Source organism: Aureisphaera galaxeae, from assembly GCF_028561275.1.
Classification (GTDB): Bacteria; Bacteroidota; Bacteroidia; order Flavobacteriales; family Flavobacteriaceae; genus Aureisphaera; species Aureisphaera galaxeae.
Genome location: NZ_JAQQTF010000006.1, coordinates 531,804 through 551,894 on the forward strand (window position 1 = coordinate 531,804; position 20,091 = coordinate 551,894).

Annotated in this window: 12 protein-coding genes; 6 read left to right on the forward strand and 6 right to left on the reverse strand. The window is 42.6% G+C overall.

Translation table 11 applies throughout. The features are described from left to right. Window positions 1-25: 25 nt before the first annotated feature. A complete protein-coding gene (locus tag POV27_RS12770) occupies window positions 26-532 on the reverse strand; it encodes a GNAT family N-acetyltransferase (protein WP_272863162.1) in 507 nt (168 codons plus the stop codon). Window positions 533-662: 130 nt separating this feature from the next. Between POV27_RS12770 and POV27_RS12775 the strand changes: the two genes are divergently transcribed. Then, window positions 663-824, forward strand: coding sequence for a hypothetical protein (locus POV27_RS12775; RefSeq protein WP_272863163.1), 162 nt, complete (start codon window positions 663-665; stop codon window positions 822-824). On the opposite strand, the gene POV27_RS12780 is transcribed toward POV27_RS12775, so the two are convergent. The 3 genes from POV27_RS12780 to glyA all read right to left on the reverse strand — a co-directional run bounded on the left by POV27_RS12780 (window position 813) and on the right by glyA (window position 5,185). Further along, window positions 813-2,540, reverse strand: coding sequence for an FG-GAP-like repeat-containing protein (locus tag POV27_RS12780; RefSeq protein ID WP_272863164.1), 1,728 nt, complete (start codon window positions 2,538-2,540; stop codon window positions 813-815). The two genes, POV27_RS12775 and POV27_RS12780, sit on opposite strands and share 12 nt — an antisense overlap. Before the next feature lie 89 nt (window positions 2,541-2,629). Further along, window positions 2,630-3,901: a hypothetical protein gene (locus POV27_RS12785; RefSeq protein ID WP_272863165.1), complete on the reverse strand. Its 1,272-nt coding sequence runs from the start codon at window positions 3,899-3,901 to the stop codon at window positions 2,630-2,632. Window positions 3,902-3,910: 9 nt separating this feature from the next. Next, window positions 3,911-5,185 carry a serine hydroxymethyltransferase gene (glyA, locus tag POV27_RS12790; protein WP_272863260.1) on the reverse strand — a complete coding sequence of 425 codons (1,275 nt, stop codon included), beginning with the start codon at window positions 5,183-5,185 and terminating at the stop codon, window positions 3,911-3,913. 104 nt (window positions 5,186-5,289) lie between these two features. On the opposite strand from glyA, the gene fahA reads away from it, so the two are divergent. From fahA to POV27_RS12805, 3 genes are all read left to right on the forward strand, one after another. After that, window positions 5,290-6,570, forward strand: a complete 1,281-nt coding sequence (fahA, locus tag POV27_RS12795) for a fumarylacetoacetase (RefSeq protein WP_272863166.1) — start codon at window positions 5,290-5,292, stop codon at window positions 6,568-6,570. Window positions 6,571-6,619: 49 nt separating this feature from the next. After that, window positions 6,620-7,801 carry a hypothetical protein gene (locus tag POV27_RS12800; protein WP_272863167.1) on the forward strand — a complete coding sequence of 394 codons (1,182 nt, stop codon included), beginning with the start codon at window positions 6,620-6,622 and terminating at the stop codon, window positions 7,799-7,801. A gap of 159 nt (window positions 7,802-7,960) precedes the next feature. Next, window positions 7,961-14,011 (forward strand): T9SS type B sorting domain-containing protein, encoded by a 6,051-nt coding sequence (locus POV27_RS12805; protein WP_272863168.1) that lies wholly within the window; start codon window positions 7,961-7,963, stop codon window positions 14,009-14,011. Window positions 14,012-14,069: 58 nt separating this feature from the next. Here the strand turns inward: POV27_RS12805 and POV27_RS12810 are convergent, their stop codons facing one another. After that, window positions 14,070-14,735, reverse strand: coding sequence for an NADase-type glycan-binding domain-containing protein (locus tag POV27_RS12810; RefSeq protein WP_272863169.1), 666 nt, complete (start codon window positions 14,733-14,735; stop codon window positions 14,070-14,072). A gap of 10 nt (window positions 14,736-14,745) precedes the next feature. After that, the gene (ytxJ, locus tag POV27_RS12815; RefSeq protein WP_272863170.1) at window positions 14,746-15,138 is read right to left on the reverse strand and encodes a bacillithiol system redox-active protein YtxJ; all 393 of its coding nucleotides are present in this window, start codon (window positions 15,136-15,138) and stop codon (window positions 14,746-14,748) included. A 172-nt stretch (window positions 15,139-15,310) separates the two neighbouring features. Between ytxJ and clpB the strand changes: the two genes are divergently transcribed. Together clpB and POV27_RS12825 are read left to right on the forward strand one after the other, a co-directional pair. Next, window positions 15,311-17,911, forward strand: coding sequence for an ATP-dependent chaperone ClpB (clpB, locus tag POV27_RS12820; RefSeq protein ID WP_272863171.1), 2,601 nt, complete (start codon window positions 15,311-15,313; stop codon window positions 17,909-17,911). Between the two features lie 178 nt (window positions 17,912-18,089). Continuing rightward, window positions 18,090-19,781 carry a redoxin domain-containing protein gene (locus POV27_RS12825; protein ID WP_272863172.1) on the forward strand — a complete coding sequence of 564 codons (1,692 nt, stop codon included), beginning with the start codon at window positions 18,090-18,092 and terminating at the stop codon, window positions 19,779-19,781. Window positions 19,782-20,091 lie beyond the last annotated feature (310 nt).

A 20,091-nucleotide genomic window follows, 5' to 3' on the forward strand; every position in this document is an offset into this window, starting at 1 on the left:
CCCACTTGGCGGGTGCATCTATAATTTACGATTCGTTAGAGAACAAGAGCAGCTCTTCATCATCATCCGGAAATTTGAAGGTACCGGATTCCTTCAATCCTATTTTTTCCAAAAGCGCTATGGAAGCCTTGTTATAATGGACTGTGAAGCCAAGAATGGTTGCTAATCCTAAATCGCTTTGGGCATATTCCATGACCGCTTTCGCGGCTTCGTAACCATATCCTTTGCCTATATAGTCGGGAAGAAAAGCAAAGCCAATATCGGGATGATCCAAATGATCTCGTTTGTACAAACCGCAAGCACCAATCGTTTCGCCTGTATCCTTCAGATTTACAGTGAAAGGGCCATAACCATTCTTTTCGTAGATGGGTAAATAATGTTTTTTAATATAAGCCACTGCATCCGCTTTGGTATGAACATTGCGGTCTCCTATATACTTGAGCCAACCTTCAGAATTGAAGAGCTTAACGTAGAAAAGAGCATCAGCAGTAGTGATTTTCTTGAGTATAAGTCGTTGCGTAATGAGTTTCATTGAAACACGAATATAGGATTTTTGGCGGTTTTCGCACAGGAAAAATCCCCTACCATATTACGGTTTAAGCCTCTTGATTACAGTGCACTACACACATAGTTTTGTAAAACCAATTTTAAAATATGATATTATGAATCCAGAATTGACCCCAGTAGTAGACGGACCGGTGATTAAACCCCTTAAGAAACCAGCTTATTATAATGAAGCGGCTTTCCAAAAGAGCATGCAAGACATGTACGATGAAATGGGAATCCCGTTAGATGAGAACTTCGACGGTTTTCTATTTATCTAATACGATCCTTTCGGAAAACGTCCTTTGTCCATTCGTACCTTTCACGAAATAAACCCCTGAAGGATATCGGGAGAAATTCAAAGTAGTTTCTTCCGAAGAGATTTGTGCGGTCCAAAGGGTTCTTCCTTGGATGTCTGAAATCTCAACCGTGGCATCCCTCCAGAAAGACCCCGTTTTCAAAAGTGCCTGGTTTGTTACAGGATTAGGAGAAATAGTTACCCTACTTTCTTGCTGAAAAGTTTCTGTACCTAATGTACTTCCCTCAATAATCGTAATAGCCTCATTAATGGTAGGATTTTCAATATAATCCACGATTCCACTCAGCCAAGTTACTTTTACATATTCAATTTCGGTAGCGGTGCCTAATCCAAAGAATTCATAGGCCGAATTCTGACCCAGATAGCCTTCTCCGCACAATGTATAGTTGTATTGCTTTTGTCCATCAACCATAATCTCAATGGTCGAACCTATTCCCATTCGGTTGCTTTCGGTTCCTTGTAACTTTACTTTGAACCAATTATTGTTAGCGGGACAATTGTTCTGCCAAAGGAAAATATTGTCTGGAGCGTAGTTCAATACAATGATATCGGCATAACCATCATTATCGATATCTCCAATGGCATTCCCGAAACTTTGTGCCGTATCATTCTCGAAACCAGCGTCTGTTGGAATTGTATAATTACCTGCACCATCATTTTCATAAAAGGCAGAAGGTAACATACCTGTGCTACCATCTAGCACTCCACTTACATAGAGATCCTCATCCCTATCGTTATCCGCATCCAAGAATACCGCGCCCCATCCTACGGATTCAAACAAGGTACCATTAGTGGAAGCAATGTCGGTAAAGGTGCCATCTCCATTGTTTTCAAAAAAAGCATTTCCTGCTTGGGTGTTGGTTACATAAAAATCCTGCCAACCGTCTTTGTTAGGGTCCCCAATCGTAGTACTCATGGCATCCATCACCACATTGGTATTGGTTTCCTCACCTACCTCCGTAAAGGTGCCATCTCCATTATTGTGATACAGCAGGTTTTTGGGATCCTTATCATTGGCAATAACGATATCTTGCCAACCGTCATTATTGTAATCGAAAAAGGCTGAGCAGAAAGAATAATGGTTTACATCCGAAATCCCGGCAGCGGAACTAACATCGGTAAAGGTCCCATCTCCATTATTTCGGTATAAAATATTAGGAACGGTAAGATCTTCTGTATTCCGTGAACTGGCAAAGAGGTCTAGTAGGCCGTCTTTATTATAATCACCCCACGATCCGCCAAAGGTGCGGTGATCGTCGGTCATAAGCCCTGCAGCTACCGTAATATCTACGAAATTCATATTCCCAGTATTCTCGTACAGACGATTGCTATCGGTATTCCCAGTTATATATAGGTCATAATCCGCATCATTGTCGAAATCGACCCAAACCACGGTTTTATTTTGGTAGTGCGGATCGTCGGTTAAGAAGAATAATTCTTGAAATGTCCCCCCAAAGTTTTTAAAAAACCGAATGGGATAGCCGTCTCCTGTACTCACGGTGATATCGTCCCAACCGTCATCATCGAAATCGAAAAAAGAGATACCTCCGCCCAAAAATCCGTCTCCATAGTTCACATTGTTGAGGCCCAAAGCCGTCGTATTTTCTTGAAACTGAATTTGAGCTGATAAGGGAAAAAATGTAAGAAGCAGAAAGATAAAAATGTAATGTACTCTCATACGCGATCGCAAGTTAATTTAAAATAAACCCCATGGGTTTGATAGAGTTAAATGTACAAAAACTATTGAAAGCGTACTAAAAAAGAAGGTTACTGGAATATCTCCCCAACCGATTGCTCCGTATGTCCAAGAGTATCGGTATTTACAGAAACATTAAGAAAGCCCTGAATAACATCCTGAAATGAGTTTACAGAACTACTATTGCCAAGCCCGAAGGATTTTGGTTCCAGACCATTAGCGCTAATTAAAAGAATATTGGAAAAAATAGCATCGAAGAGTTCGTCCTTCGAAAAGCTAATGTTTTGGCCAGACGCACCAACAACATTATAGATTACATTAAAAGAAGTATCATCCGTTGCCTCGTAACGTGCATTAAAGTTGTCGTAGTTCCCAGAGGTACTTGCCGAAAAATCCCCTATAGTATTGTTTTGAATGGAGAAATCGAAATCGGGATTGCTTATGTTAAAATCCAATCCCTCGCTAAGTTCATTATAATGGTAGCTTCTATTACCCATAGAATAAGAGCATAGCACTTCATAAAAATCGAAAAGACCATCTTTCAAAAAGATATTCATTTCATCTATTTTAGAACTACTAATCTCGTCCCTAATTACATTTTCTATACTATTGCTATTGTAATTTTTATGCCCCATTACGATTGATCTAGTATCATCGTTGGCAGGAAATGAAATATTCATCACATCGTCTGCGAAAGGCAGCGTACTGAAATCGGCTGAAACATTGATAGGAGCTGTGACAGACTCTTGCCAAAAATACCGAGGAAATGCATCGGAGTCGTTCCTAGCAGCCATGTAGTAACTTCCTCCATTTCGTATTTGTTCACTACTTGTGGTAAGCGTTCCTCCATTATCTGAAGAATAGGAACCGCTAGTAAGCGTGTAAAAAAGATTCTGTTCGGTCGGATCGGGTTGTCCAAAGTTGAAATACTCCAAAGAAACATCTTCCAAGCTTGGAGGGACATCCTTTCTATCTAACTCATAACTTGAGAAAATAAAATCCTCAAAGGTCGTAACGCGGTATAAATTTGCTCCGCTTACTTCAAAACGACGATATAAGGTAAAGTCAAATGTTTGCCCAGGGGCAGCTTCAAATGAAAAGTCATAGTTCTCGCCATTCACAAAATCCGCTTCAAAAACAATCACCCCAGCAATATTACTAATGTACACCTTGCCAGTTTCGGTATCGGACAAATAATCTGAGGAAACATTGATTCCAAAAGAATAGGTCTCCTGCATCTCTTCCTCCTCCATCTCTTCCTGCATTTCCTGCGGACTATCGTCACTACTGGAGCAGGCTACTATAAAAATAAGGGGCAAAAGGAAGATAAGACGTTTCAACATAAGCTTGTTTTAATTTTGAAATAAAGGCTTGTTTGCCATCATTGTGTTTACCTTTTCGGCAACAGTTTCCAATCGATCTTCATCTTCGTGATTCATAAGCGCCTCATCGATTAGGTCCACAATCTGTAACATATCGTCTTCCTTCAATCCACGGGTTGTCACTGCTGCGGTACCGATTCGGATTCCACTGGTAACAAAAGGAGACTTATCGTCAAAAGGCACCATGTTCTTGTTTACGGTAATCTCGGCCTTCCCAAGGGCTTCCTCCGCTTGCTTACCGGAAAGATCCTTGTTTCTAAGGTCGATCAACATCATGTGGTTGTCCGTACCACCACTAATGATTTTATATCCTTTATCTACAAATGCTTGTGCCATAACAGCAGCATTTTTCTTCACCTGAATCATATAGTGTAAGAAATCATCCGTTAACGCTTCTCCAAAAGCTATCGCCTTGGCAGCAATAACATGCTCCAATGGTCCTCCCTGATTTCCTGGGAAAATAGCGCTGTTCAGCAACATGGACATTTTTTTCAGATTACCGTTTTTCAACTTTAATCCGAATGGATTTTCGAAATCCTTACCCATTAGGATAAGCCCACCGCGAGGTCCGCGAAGTGTTTTGTGTGTGGTCGTGGTTACTATATGACAATGCGGAATAGGATCGCTAATAATTCCTTTAGCGATAAGCCCTGCAGGATGTGCAATATCTGCCATAAGGATGGCGCCTACTTTATCTGCAATTTCGCGGAAACGCTTGTAATCAATCTCACGCGAATAGGCAGAAGCTCCTGCAATGATCAACTTGGGTTGCTCTTTAACGGCAATTTCCTCAATCGTATCATAATTTAAGCGGCCCGTTTCTTCTTCTACTCCATAAAAAACTGGGGTATACAAAAGACCTGAGAAATTAACAGGAGAACCATGGGTTAAATGTCCCCCATGCGCCAGATCGAATCCCAAGAACTTATCACCTGGTTTCAAGCAAGCTGCGAATACGGCCGTATTGGCCTGCGAACCACTGTGCGGTTGTACGTTGGCATACTCAGCACCGAAAAGTGTCTTAGCGCGCTCTATGGCTATCTGCTCTACCTCATCTACTACTTCACAACCGCCATAGTACCTTTTTCCTGGGTATCCTTCGGCGTATTTGTTGGTTAGGACAGACCCTTGGGCTTCCATTACCTGATCGCTTACAAAATTCTCGGAAGCGATCAATTCGAGGCCATTAGATTGTCTTTCTTTTTCTGCCTCAATAAGTTCAAATATTTGTTCGTCTTTTGCAATCATTATAGTAGCGTTAATTTCGGAATCAAAAATAGTAAAAGCTTGGGTTGGTTCCGCAGAAATTATATATTTGATTCACATATTTACTAACAAAAAAACGCACTATGCCACTTACTGCAAATGACCCCACGCGCAAATCTTGGATCGATGTTCCTGAGAATAGCGATTTCCCCATACAAAACATCCCTTTCGGGGTATTTCTTACTCGTGACGATGTGATCACTATTGGGACCCGAATTGGCGATACCGCTATCGATTTGGGGGCTATGCATCAGCTAGGATACTTTAAGGGAATCCAGCTTACCGACGATATTTTCTTGCAGGATTCATTAAACGATTTCATTGCCGATGGACGCAAAACATGGCGCTTGGTGCGTAACAGAATATCCGACATTTTCTTACACACATCTCCTGGACTAAGGGACGACAAAGAACATCGTAAGAAAGTGCTCTTCAGTTTGGACGAAATTGAAATGCAATTACCGGTAGACGTTGGTGACTATACCGATTTTTATGCTAGCAAGGAACACGCTACCAACGTAGGTTCCCTGTTCCGCGATCCAGAAAACGCCTTGCTTCCCAACTGGCTTCGTATCCCCATTGGATACCATGGACGAAGCTCTTCTATCATTCCGTCGGGAACGCCCATTCGCAGACCTGTAGGACAAACCAAGCCGGGAGAAGATGGAATTCCTGGATTTGGAGCTTCCAAACTATTGGATTTTGAATTGGAAATGGCATTCATTACCACAGCAACCAACGACTTGGGCAAACACGTACCGATTGAGGAAGCCGAAGACAATATTTTTGGACTTGTACTCTTCAACGATTGGAGTGCCAGGGACATTCAGGCTTGGGAATATGTTCCCCTAGGGCCTTTCCTAGGAAAGAACTTTGCTTCTACCATTTCACCATGGATCGTCACCTTGGATGCACTAGAGCCTTTCCGAGTTGCAGGTCCCGCACAAGATCCGGCGCCGCTTCCTTATTTACAACAGGACGGCCCTAAAAATTTCGACATTCACCTACAGGCGATTATTCAACCAGAAGGGGGTGAAGAAAATGTAGTGGCAGACTCCAATTTCAAGTATATGTATTGGTCCATGGCGCAGCAATTGGCCCACCACACCGTGAATGGCTGTAACGTTCGCAGTGGAGACATGATGGGAAGTGGAACCATTTCCGGTCCTACCAAAGATAGCTATGGTTCTATGCTGGAACTTACCTGGCGTGGACAAAATCCCCTGAAACTGAAAGACGGCAGCGAACGAAAGTTCATTAACGACAATGACACTGTTATCTTACGAGGATACTGCCAAAATGATGAAGTACGTATTGGCTTTGGCGACTGCAGTGGTAAAGTGCTACCCGCCAGAGAGATATAATTTTGGCATAACCCTTGTATTCCCCTTTTCGTAACCAAACATTTTCGTTATGAGAACAACTATTACTTTAGTATTGGTGGCACTTACGCTATTGGGATGTAATAGTGTAAAGCGAAACCAGAAATTTTTAGCCCAAGGAAATTACGACCAAGCCATTTATTTGGCCGTAAAGAAATTGAGGAAAGGAAAAGTTTCGTCCAAAAGTGACGCGCATATTGCCCTATTGGAAGAAGCCTTCGTAAAAGTCGTGGACGATGATACCCGAAGGATCAAATTCTTGGAAAAAGAGAATCAGCCTTCCAACAGTAAGGAAATCTTCTTCCGTTACTTAGACTTAGAAGAACGTCAAAACTTATTGCGTCCAATCCTTCCTTTGACCAATTCGCAAGGAAGGGAAGCTAAATTCAAGATCAAGGATTACTCTCAGGATATTCTTGTAGCCAAAAATAATTATGTGGCTTACAGCTATGATGAGGCAGCGCAATATCTTAATCGAAATACTACATTAGACGCAAGAACCGCGTACAACATATACTGTGAAATCGAAGAGCTACAGGAGAACTATAAGGATGTTCGAAGATTGAAGGAGCAGTCCCGATTCCTGGGTACCGATTTTGTGCATGTAGAATTGAGAAATAGAAGCGGCCAGATCATCCCGAGAAGATTGGAAAGAGAGTTGTTGGACTTCAACACCTACGATCTGGATGATTTCTGGACGCAATACCACGAAGAGCCAAAATCCGATATCGATTATCAATTTGGTATTCGAATGAATTTTGAAGAGATCGCCATTTCTCCAGAGCGTATTTCCGAAAGGGAATTCCGTAGAAAGAAAAAGATTGAAGATGGCTGGAAGTATCAACTGGACCGTAATGGAAATGTAATGAAGGATAGTCTGGGTAATGATATAAAGATCCCTAACTACATCTATGTAACCGCTAGGGTCATGTATACCACACAAACTAAGAGCGTGCTTGTGGGAGGTGATGTACACTATAGAAACCTAGAGCAAGGAAGGGATATGGGAAGACATCCTTTGGCAACCGAATTTATTTTTGAAAATGAATTCGCCAAGTTCCGAGGAGACGAACGTGCCTTGACCGAAGAAGACTTAAGGTTTTTGGAATTCGATTTTATTCCATTCCCATCCAATGAACAAATGGTCTTGGATGCCGGCGACGACATAAAAGCAAGACTCAGGGATATTTTAAGGCAAAACTCCCTGCGATAAAAAAGTCCCCGTTTTGGGGATTTTTTTTACCCTATTGTCTCCTATAAATCTCATCCTTTCATGGATTAAGACAAAAAAACATACTTCCATCTACGTTTTCATCAAATAATATCAATACATTTATTCGAAAACTATTGCTTGACAGTCAATTATAAAGCTATGATGAGAAGACTAACCCTCCTTTTTCTAGTATGCATATCCACTCACCTTACCGCTCAAAATGTCGAACTATTTCAACAATTTAATGGAAGGTATGATTTTACCGCATTTGGAAATACACTGAACACCCAAGAAAATGGCTTAGGTGCCCCCTGTACCATCCTCACCGAAAGTAGCGCCGATTATAACTTAGGCCCGGGAGAGGCTTTCGTTTCGGCACATCTTTACTGGTCTGGATCCGGATCTGGTGATTTTAATGTTGAACTCAATGGCCAAGAGGTCGTGGCGCAACGTACTTTCAGTTTAATTTCCGGTACAGGTTTGGAATATTTTTCTGCCTATGCAGATGTATCCGACATTGTAGGGTCTACGGGGCCGGGAACCTATACCCTTTCCGAATTGGACTTAACGGGTGCAATTCCCAATTACTGCGGGAACGCAACCAACTATGGGGGCTGGAGTATTATTGTCATCTTTCAGGATCTTTCCCTCACCTTAAATCAGATTAGTTTATTTGATGGGTTAGAATTCGTTTCCGCCAATAATCCTACCTTAGAAATCATCCTTAACAATATTGATATCACTACCGAGGATTTGGCAAAAATTGGATTCTTGGCTTGGGAAGGAGACTCGGGTATTGCGGTGGATGAAACCTTGCTCATTAACGGTAATCTTATTAGCAACCCTCCCCTTAACCCCGCTAACAACGCCTTTAACGGTACCAATAGCTATACGGGGTCGGATCAATTGTACAATATGGACATGGACGTGTACAACATAGAAGATGTTGTAGCGCAAGGAGATACAAGTATTACCATAAACTTAACGTCTGGGCAGGACTTTGTAATGGTGAATAACATCATTACAAGCGTGAATTCAGAAATACCGGATGCCACGATCGAAATTCAAAATGTAGGTGTCATATGTGACAATAATGACTTGGATATTACCTATGTTGTTTCCAATGTTAATAGTACGGCACCACTTGAAGCGAACACACCCATAGCATTTTACGCAGATGCTGTATTAGTGGGACAAGCGCAGACAGTGAATGAAATTCCCATTGGCGGAACCGAAGCCGGAGCCATTACTTTAAACATCCCTCTAGGGACTCCCAATATTTTCAATTTAAGAGCCGTAGTGGACGATATCGGGGATGGAACGGGTATTGTAGCTGAAACCAACGAAGATAACAATGAGTTTGTTGTGGAGATCAATCAAACTGAATCCGAATTTTTCTTAGGTGACGACATCGTAGGATGTGAAGGAACCCCAGTTTTTTTGGATACTGGAATTTTAGATCAGGATTTTACTTTTGTATGGTTCTTTAATGGCGCTCCCATTCCTGGGGAAGATGGTCCGTCCTTAAGCGTAACTGTTCCAGGCACTTATGCAGTGGAAGGATCTAAGGGATTGTGTTTTATCCAAGATGAAATTGACGTTAGTTTCTTACCTCCGGCTCCCATTAATAACAATCCGCCACCTTTAGTAGTTTGTGACCCAGACAATAATGGTTTTGCAGACTTCGATCTTTCCACGGCCGACGAAATTATTACCTTGAATAACCCCGATTTGGTAGTGACATACCATGGAACACTCATCGATGCACAATTAGCACAACTACCGCTTCCAAATCCTTATGTGAACGATGATATCTATTTGGACATACCCATTACCGATATAACAGATCCATTTTATGGTACAGGGGGTGTCTGGGCATTGGTACAAAGTACAGTGAGTACTTGTTTCGAAATTGTTCCGGTGACCTTAGAAGTAAGGGATAGTCCCGTACCCACCACACCTGCCGAACCATTGCGAAAATGTGATGATGACGGGGTTGAAGATGGATTTTATATTTTCGATCTAACTGAAGTTGAAATGGAGGTATACGGAACCCTATCTCCCAGCGAATTCGACGTATACTACTATGACAATGAAACAGAGGCTATTTTAGCGGGTGAAGCCGCATTGAACTCTCCAGACTTTTCGTTGGCCATCCCAGATCCCACAAACTATATCAACACCTCGAACCCAGAAACCATATATATTTTAATGGTCGGAAATGATACGAGCACGAGTCCGCCCAATCCCAATGGAGCCAGTGGATGCTATGCCATCGTAGAACTGGAATTGATTGTTGATCCCCTACCGCCCGATACTGGACCTTTCGAAATTATGCTTTGCGATGACGAATTGAACGGAAGTTTGCCGGACGATGAAATATCGACATTCGATTTAACCAGTCAGAATGACGCTGCCACCCTTGGAGATCCCACACTTACCGTTGTTTGGTTCGAAACCCTTGCCGATGAGATTGCGGGCAACCCTATTCCAGACCCAACCATGTATCAGAACACCTCGACCCCACAGACTGTTATCGGGCGAGTGACCACAGAATTCGACTGTAAACGTATCATTACACTTACGTTGACCGTACTTCCCAATCCTACACCAAACCTGTCCCCCGCTCCTATCGAGCTTTGTGACGACGACGATGATGGAATTGTGGGTGGTTTTGTGTTAACCGATCGCGATGCTGAAATTATCAATGGAGAACCCGACGTAAGCATCCTTTATTACGAAACGCTACAGGAAGCCATAGATGCCGTTGCAGGAACCGAGATCGTAAGTCCTTATACGAATACAACGCCTAATTCTCAAATTGTTTATGGACGTGTCACACGCGACGTTCCACCCGGGATATTGCCCTGTTACGCCATCGTAGAGCTTACACTAAATGTTATAGCACTACCCGATATGCCAGACAGTACCTTCCAAAATCCGTTTGCCTCATGTGATGAAAATGGTGATGGAGAAGCTATATTCGACCTTACATTACAGGATGCATCGGTATTAGGTGTACAAGATCCTGCAGAATTCGAACCGATTAGTTACTACGTTTTAGAGGCCGACGCCCAAATTGGAGTGAATGCTATCGACCCCGCTAATGCTTTCCCTAGCACAGGACAGACGATATGGGTGCGCCTTGAAAGTATGATTACTGGATGTGTTCGCATTACTCCCTTCGAGTTGGTCGTAGGAACGTTCCCTACCATTGGTGTCGGGAATGATCTCTTTTTGTGTGATGATGAAATTAACGGAAGTACCCCTGTAGACGGGCTATCCACATTCGATCTGACCCCTAATATCCCCCTTATTAATTTGGGAGACGAAACCTTGGTGATAAACTTTTATGCCAGTGCTGCAGATCTTGCCGCAGACATCCCTATCGTCAATCCAGAATCGTATCAAAATACAGTGACTCCGCAACAGGAAATTTTCGTGGGGGTATTAAATGTCGAAAACTGTATCGCCACAAACAGTTTCTTTATCACCGTAGAACCAAATCCAGCCATTATCGAGCCAACACCCTTGTTTGCCTGCGATGATGACAATGATGGTTTTTTCAATGATTTTATGTTGGAAGATAAAGATGCGGAAATTACCAATGGCGATTCCGACCTAACTATCAGTTATTACGAAACCTTGGTAGATGCCCAAAGTGGTGATCCCGCAGATATGTTGGGGAGTCCTTATAGCAATGTGGTTCCTTTTTCACAGATCATTTATGCAAGAGCGGTACGCAATACACCTCCAGGCGTAAATCCTTGCTATACCATCGTTCCGATGGAACTACGAGTGGAACAACTTCCAGATGTGCCCACAGAAGACTTCATTAATCCCATGGGGATTTGCGACGATGACGAAGACGAATTTGCTACTTTCATGCTAACCGATAACGATATTCCCGTATTGGGAACCCAGGATGCAGCAGATTTTCTACCCATTACGTATTATGAAAGTGAAGACGATGCTAATAATGGAGTAAATGCCATACCTACTCCAGAGGCATACATAAATCTTAGCAATCCACAAACAATTTGGGTTCGATTGGAAAATGCGATTTCAGGATGTTCGAGGGTATCTTCTTTTGTTCTTGAAGTATACCCCTCGCCCGAATTGGCACCGGGTCCTTTTGAGATGGTCGAATGCGATGATGATGAAAACGGTAGTACAGCAGATGATGGTATCTCTACCTTCGATCTCACCATGAACAACGACGTCATCACTGCTGGTAACATAAGCTATTCTGTCTCTTATTATATGTCCCAAGATGATCAGGATAACGACAATCCTATAATGGACCCAACTGCACATCAAAATATGGATGAAACCGGGCTCCCTGTGAATCCACAGGATATTTTTGTAACCGTTTTTACTGAAAATGGATGTGAGGCCAGAACCAATATGACATTACGGGTGCTTCCCAATCCAACGCCCTCTGAGCCACAACCTCTTGAGATTTGTGATGGAGATGGAGACCCAACGATAGATATTGATGATAGCGACGGATTGTCTGTTTTCGATCTTACTAGCAAAGACGACGAAATTATCAATGGAGAACCCGATGTAAGCATTTTGTACTATGAAAGTATGGAATTGGCCGAAGAAGGAGATCCTACCTTGGCCATAGCCACCCCCACGCAATATGAAAATACGACAGCATTCTCACAGCTTATATATGCTCGTGTGATCAGAGATGTTCCACCAGGAGAATTGGCTTGCTTTACCATTGTTGTGCTGGAGTTACGTGTAAATCCACTTCCCGACGACAGTGCTATCCTAACCGATTTGGTGGCTTGCGAATTTTTGGCGGATGATGTAGCCATCTTCGATTTAACCGAAAAAGACAGCGAAATTTTGGGCGAACAAGATCCTTTGTTATTCAGTGTTTCTTACTATTTAAGCGAAAGCGATGCACAAAACGGAACTTCGGTCATTTTAGACCCCATGAACTTCCCCAATACCAGCAATCCACAGCCTATATATGTAAGAATCACCGATAATGAAACCGGGTGCTTCGTGGCCAGTGAAACCGATATCGGCACGGGAGAAACCTCGCTTACCTTCAATATAGAGGTGAAGGAAGCGGCTTTTGCCATGGAACCAGCCTTGCCCTACATAATTTGTGATAATTTGGAAGAAAACGATGGCGTTGGGGCCTTTACCCTAACTAGTGATAGTGATAACCCAACAGAATTAGACAATGAAGCAGACGCCCTGCGTGATGAAATCCTAAATGGACAAGATCCTGCAATTTACATACTCACCTATCATGAAACCTTCGAAAATGCAGAAGCGGGGATCGATCCCCTATCCAATATTTACATAAATGTGATAAACCCACAAATCATATATGCAAGGGTAACCAACGAAGTAGACCCAGAAGATGAAGACCCTTGCTTCGCAATTGTTGAAGTGCGCTTACTCGTAGAACAGTTACCTACCGTGGAGCTCGAGGAAGAATATCGATTATGTGTGGATAACGGAGTAGCCATTCCCGAAGAAGACGGCGAAGTATCTCCACCCGTAATAGATACGGGGTTAGATCCTAGCCTGTACATATTCTCTTGGACCGTGAACGGAGAAATTTTACCCAATGCCACAGAGCCATTCCTTATTGCTTTGGAAGCAGGTTCTTACGAAGTAACCGCAACCGAAAGGGAATCCGGATGTACCACTACCGCTACGACGACGGTCGTCCTCTCTTCCCCTCCTCAAGTGTATGATGTAGATGTTACCAGCAATGCTTTTGATGGTGACCATATGATAGAAGCGACAGCTTCTGGAGAAGGTCAATACGAGTACCAATTGGACGATGGTCCTTTCGAAGGCGGTGGTGAACTTGTCCATACCTTTACCAATGTGTCCGCGGGAACCCATACCGTGACCATTCGGGATATTAATGGATGTGGAAGTGTTACCGTAGAAATCGGGGTTATAGATTACCCAAAATTGCTCACCCCGAATCAGGATGGATTTCACGATACTTGGAATATTATAGGTATTGCCACGGCCGATCCTACAGCCAAGATTTATATTTTCGATCGTTTTGGAAAACTGCTGAAACAAATTAGTCCTTCAGGTCCAGGTTGGAATGGTACGTATAACGGAAACCCATTACCTTCCAGTGATTATTGGTTTAGGGTAGAATATACAGAAGATGAAACCCGAAAGGAATTTAGAGGGCACTTTACGTTAAAACGTTAAGGTTTCTGTTGAAAATGAATCTATTAAAAAATCCCCATTCCGGGGATTTTTTTATTTATCAGTGTACGCCTACACCATCGAACATAAGTAGGCTGAGTGCTGTGTCCTTATATTTCTTTCCCTCGTAAACATCCTTGATTTCAAATTTCATCCGAACCTTTCTGTCGTGAAAGAATTTTATGGTTTCGAATGCTACTGTTTGGATCTCAAATGAATCTTTAAGGTTTACAAGGTATTTTGGCTCATCGTTTATGTAAATAAGTAACTGTTTAATTCTGGAGTTATTTTCCCATGCACTTCTGCTTTTCTTGTATCCGTTGGCAATGATCAATTTATTAACTCCCAAATTCGTATTGTAAATAGGATCCTGAATAAAGTCGAATACATACTCAATAGATTCTCCAATACCGTAACCTTCAACGCCTTCTACCCATGCTGTTTTTTCATTGAAATCATGGGCATTATCCGGTTCATAAGTAATGGATCCGTTCTGGGCCAACTCAGAAGAAGCCGTAATCTCGTTCACGCTTCCACCACAATACCAACTGCATCCCTTCAAGAATTCAAGACCACCTATGGGAACCAACTTACCATCTTCCTCGGCATAATCTGCATAATCGAAAAAATCGGAGTCTTTCTCTTGCTTCGATTCCAATACTGTAATGTCCTGTCCGAAAACGAACGCACACCAACAAAATAGGAAAACCGTAAGGGTAATTTTCATGGGGTAAGTTTTAAACGAAATTCACCAACTCTTCTGCGCGAATACCGTGATGCGAAGCATGGGCCACGGCTACTCCATTCTTAATGACGATCAACTGTGGACTTTGATGCAGCACTTGAAATCGGAATCCCACTTCATCCGACACATCTCGATACGCAAGAAGATCCAAATAATAGAGGTGCATATTTTCGGGATCAAGATCGTAGGTCCCTTCAAAATTGCGTAGTACCATTCGGCTAATACCACACCGGGTAGAATGCTTGAAAATGGCAACAGGCTTGGTTTTGGACTCCGCTACAATCTGTGAAAGCTGATCTACCGAAGTAAGTCGTTTCCAAGGAAGTTCTTTTTGCTCCCTTTCCGAATTGTCCTTATTACTACCAAATAACCCAAATAATCCCATTGTTTTTAATTTTTGTCAAATATATAATATCTCGTTACACCAAATACTTCGGAAAAAAGGTAAAAACCTTACAAAATCCGTCAATTTGACCGAAAAAGAATACGGAAATCGGTCAAAATGGCTTGTTTTCAGCTTGGCGTGCATTTTGAATGGTTCAGACAAAATTGAATGTATGAATTTCAACAATTTCACTATAAAAAGTCAAGAAGCCCTGCAGCAAGCACAGCAGCTTGCTCAGGAATTCGGGCACCAACAAATAGAGAACGAACACATTTTGAAAGGGATTTTTATTGTCGATGAGAATGTGACTCCTTTCCTATTGAAGAAATTAGATGTCAACGTCGATTTGTTAAAACAGGTGTTAGACAAGCAGTTGGAAACTTTCTCCAAAGTATCAGGCGGGCAGCTCATGCTTTCGCAAAATGCAGGAAAGGCGATGAACGAGGCTAGCATTTTGGCCAAGAAAATGAACGACGAATATGTTTCTGTAGAACACCTACTACTGGCTATTTTCAAATCGAAAAGTGTGATAGCCCAAACCCTAAAAGATCAAGGCGTTACCGAAAAGGCCTTGAAAGCAGCCATCGAAGAATTGCGCAAAGGGGAGAATGTAACTTCCCAGAGTGCAGAAGACACTTATAATTCACTGAATAAATACGCTCGTAATTTGAATCAGTTGGCCAAAGACGGCAAGCTGGATCCTGTAATAGGGCGTGATGAAGAAATACGTAGGATTCTTCAGATACTTTCCCGTCGCACCAAAAACAACCCAATGTTGGTTGGGGAACCTGGTACTGGAAAAACAGCGATTGCCGAAGGTCTCGCCCACCGAATCATTGCAGGCGATGTTCCCGAAAACCTAAAGAGTAAGGAAGTATTCTCATTAGATATGGGAGCATTGATTGCAGGGGCAAAATTTAAAGGGGAATTCGAAGAGCGTCTTAAATCTGTAATTAAAGAAGTAACAACCAGTGATGGAGACATCGTACTCTTCATTGACGAAATACACACTCTTGTAGGTGCCGGCGGTGGACAAGGAGCCATGGATGCTGCCAATATTCTAAAGCCAGCCCTAGCAAGAGGAGAACTGCGTGCTATTGGAGCTACGACTTTGGACGAATACCAAAAGTATTTTGAAAAGGATAAAGCGCTGGAGCGACGCTTTCAGAAAGTATTGGTGGATGAACCCGATACCGAAAGTGCTATTTCCATTCTTCGTGGGATTAAGGAGAAATATGAAACCCACCATAAGGTTCGAATTAAGGACGAAGCCATTATTGCTGCGGTAGAACTTTCACAACGCTATATCACCAATCGCTTCCTACCCGATAAGGCCATAGACCTTATGGACGAGGCGGCTTCTAAGCTTCGCATGGAAATCAACTCCAAACCAGAAGAATTGGATGTATTGGATCGTAAGATTATGCAATTGGAGATTGAGATCGAAGCCATTAAACGGGAAAAGGATGCTGAAAAGTTAAAATCCTTGGGTGCCGAAGTGGCAAACCTAAAAGAGGAACGAAACGAACTGAATGCCAAATGGAAGAGCGAAAAAGAAGTGGTAGAGAACATTCAGAACGCCAAAAAAGATATTGAAACCTATAAGCAGGCAGCCGAACAGGCCGAACGTGATGGGGATTACGGAAAAGTAGCCGAGATCCGTTACGGAAAGATAAAGGAAGCGCAGGAGGCCTTAGAAAAGTTTCAAGCACAATTACAGCAACAACAGGATAGTGCCTTGATCAAGGAAGAGGTTACCCATGAGGATATTGCCGAAGTGGTTGCCAAATGGACCGGTATTCCTGTGACGAAAATGCTGCAAAGCGAACGTGAAAAGCTCCTAAGCCTCGAAGACGAACTTCACAAACGTGTGGTAGGCCAGGACGAGGGAATTATAGCGGTGAGCGATGCTATTAGAAGAAGTCGTGCAGGATTGCAAGATGCAAAAAAACCCATAGGCTCCTTCCTATTTCTAGGAACTACGGGAGTGGGTAAAACCGAACTGGCAAAGGCGTTGGCGGAATATTTGTTCGACGACGAAAACGCCATGACTCGCATCGATATGAGCGAATATCAAGAACGCCATAGTGTAAGTAGATTGGTGGGCGCACCTCCAGGATATGTGGGCTATGATGAAGGCGGACAGCTGACCGAAGCGGTACGTAGAAAGCCTTATTCGGTAGTGTTATTGGATGAAATTGAAAAAGCACACCCAGATACTTTCAATATTTTGTTACAAGTACTGGACGAAGGACGACTAACAGATAATAAAGGGCGTGTAGCCGATTTCAAAAACACGATTATTATCATGACCAGTAACATGGGAAGCCATATCATACAGGAGAAGTTCGAGACGATGAAGGATATGGAAACTTCTATGGAAGCTGCCAAAGTAGAAGTACTGGGATTGTTAAAACAAGCGGTTCGACCTGAATTTTTGAATCGGATAGATGATATAATCATGTTTACGCCGTTATCTAAGAAAGACATTACCAGTATTGTGGGGCTTCAGTTGCGCGGCGTGACAAAAATGCTATCCAAGCAAAATATTACGCTGGATGCTACCCAAGAGGCCATCGCATACTTGGCCGAAAAAGGATTCGATCCTCAATACGGGGCACGACCTGTAAAACGGGTGATACAGCGTGAAGTGTTGAATGCACTATCTAAGGAGATCCTTTCTGGGAAAATAACGACAGATAGCATCATTCTACTGGATAGTTTTGACGACACACTGGTATTTCGGAATCAATCCGACTTAGTGAACACATAAAGGGCTGGGGGTTCCCTTGAAGCTATCGACTCAGAAAACCCCTCATATTTGGTTGGTTGACCACCCGGAATCGCATGATTCTGGGTGGTTTTTTATTTTGAAGGGATTGTTCAGCTTTTAGTACTTTCGCAACATGGTTCGCCGGCTATTCATTCTTTTATTTCTATTTGGTTGTCTTGTGAGTTGCAAGGAAGCACCTCAGCCTATTGCCGACGGGCGCAAGGCAGATTATGCCTTCTATGATGCCCATGGAGAATTCCACAGGTTTTCACGTTACAACGATAGCAAGGCCATAGTCCTATATGTACAAGGAAATGGCTGCCCCATTGTTAGGAATGGCCTTACCGATTTTCATGAAGTCGTTGCGGAATTCAAAGATGACTTTGCATTTTTTATGCTGAATGCGAACCTTCAGGACAGTCGAGAATCCGTTCGGAAAGAAGCCGAAGATTTCAATTTTCAAGTGCCGGTATTATTGGATTCCAATCAGTTGTTTGCCGATGCCTTGGATATCAATACCACGGCCGAAGCCATTATCCTCCACCCTACGACACGAGAGGTGCTATATCGTGGCCCTGTAAACAATCGTTTGGATTTTGAAGGGCAGAAAAGCGCTCCCACTGAATCTTATCTAAGAGATGCCCTTACCACACTATTGCAGGGTCAGACAATCGCTAAGACCTTTGAGGTAACCAAAGGATGTAAGGTAACGAGGCTTTCAAAAACACAAAAAGAAGATTCGCTTACCTACACCCAAGACATTGCTCCTATCTTACAAAATCATTGTGTTCGCTGTCATAAGGATGGCGGTATTGCTCCATGGCAAATGAAGGACTACCCTACTATCGTGGGTTGGTCCGAAATGATTAAGGAAGTCTTATGGAGCAAGCGAATGCCACCTTGGAAAGCCGATCCTACCATTGGCGAATTCACCAATAGTTTTTCCCTTCCGGATTCACAGGCGCGTAAAGTCGTACGTTGGATCGAAACGGGCATGAAACAAGGTCCAGGTGAAGATCCGTTAGCTACTATCCCAACCGATACCTTGGTTTGGCCCATGGGAACGCCCGATGACATTGTAACCTTGAAAAAAGAAAGCATTCCAGCAACGGGAGTTATTCCCTACCGCTACCAAAAGTTTACATTAAATGTGGATCGCGATGTTTGGATTAGTGGTATTGCCATGAAACCAGGGAATCCGAAAGTAGTGCATCACTTCGTGATTGCTGAAACGGACGGCAACAAAGAAAGCCTAATTGTAAATAGACCTCCTACGCCATGGATCGACAATTACATAGCTGTGGGCACGGGAGGAGATGAAACAACCATTTTTCCAGACAGCACTGGTGTTTTTCTGAAAAAAGGTAGCTCCTTAAGCATTCAAATTCATTATACTACCACAGGAAAACCAGAAGTAGACGAAACCCAAATCGGGTTTTACTTTCACGAAACGCCTCCGGCCAACCCATTGTATGCCATTGCTCCCTACAATCATACCTTCACGATTCCACCCTACTCCAAGGATACCAAAGTTGTGGCAAGGGATACTATTACTAAAGACATTACGCTTCATTATTTGGGACCGCATATGCATTACAGAGGAAAAAGCATCAAAATCATGGCAGCGTTTCCTTCGGGAGAAATACAAACCTTGGTTTCGGTTCCCGACTATAATTTCAACTGGCAGCTCATCTACAAACTAAAGGAACCTATTTCCTTACCCAAAAACACAGTTCTGGTGGTTGAAGGAGTGTACGACAATAGTTACCAAAACCCTTTAAATCCGGACCCTTCACAAGAATTGCATTATGGCATACAAAGCATAGACGAAATGCTCATTGGGTTTATGAATTATACTATCGATAAGTAACTTATTTTCAAAATTTTACGGAATTTTTGTAACAAAACGATCTGCTTGATCGTCATAGTAGTGTATCAATCAAAAAAACCAAATCATGAAAACACAAACAAAACACAATACTGCCTTAGGCGTTTACATACTTTGTATTACTACATTTATGGTTACTTATACCGCCTTGACCCTTACACAGTATCTATAACAAACAAAACCCTCCAATGTTATTCAGCCTCCGTAATCATGTTACTATGGCGAAGGAAGCTGGTACAAGGGAGGGTTTCTTCACAAAAAACCAACCTAACACAAAACAACTAAACTCAAA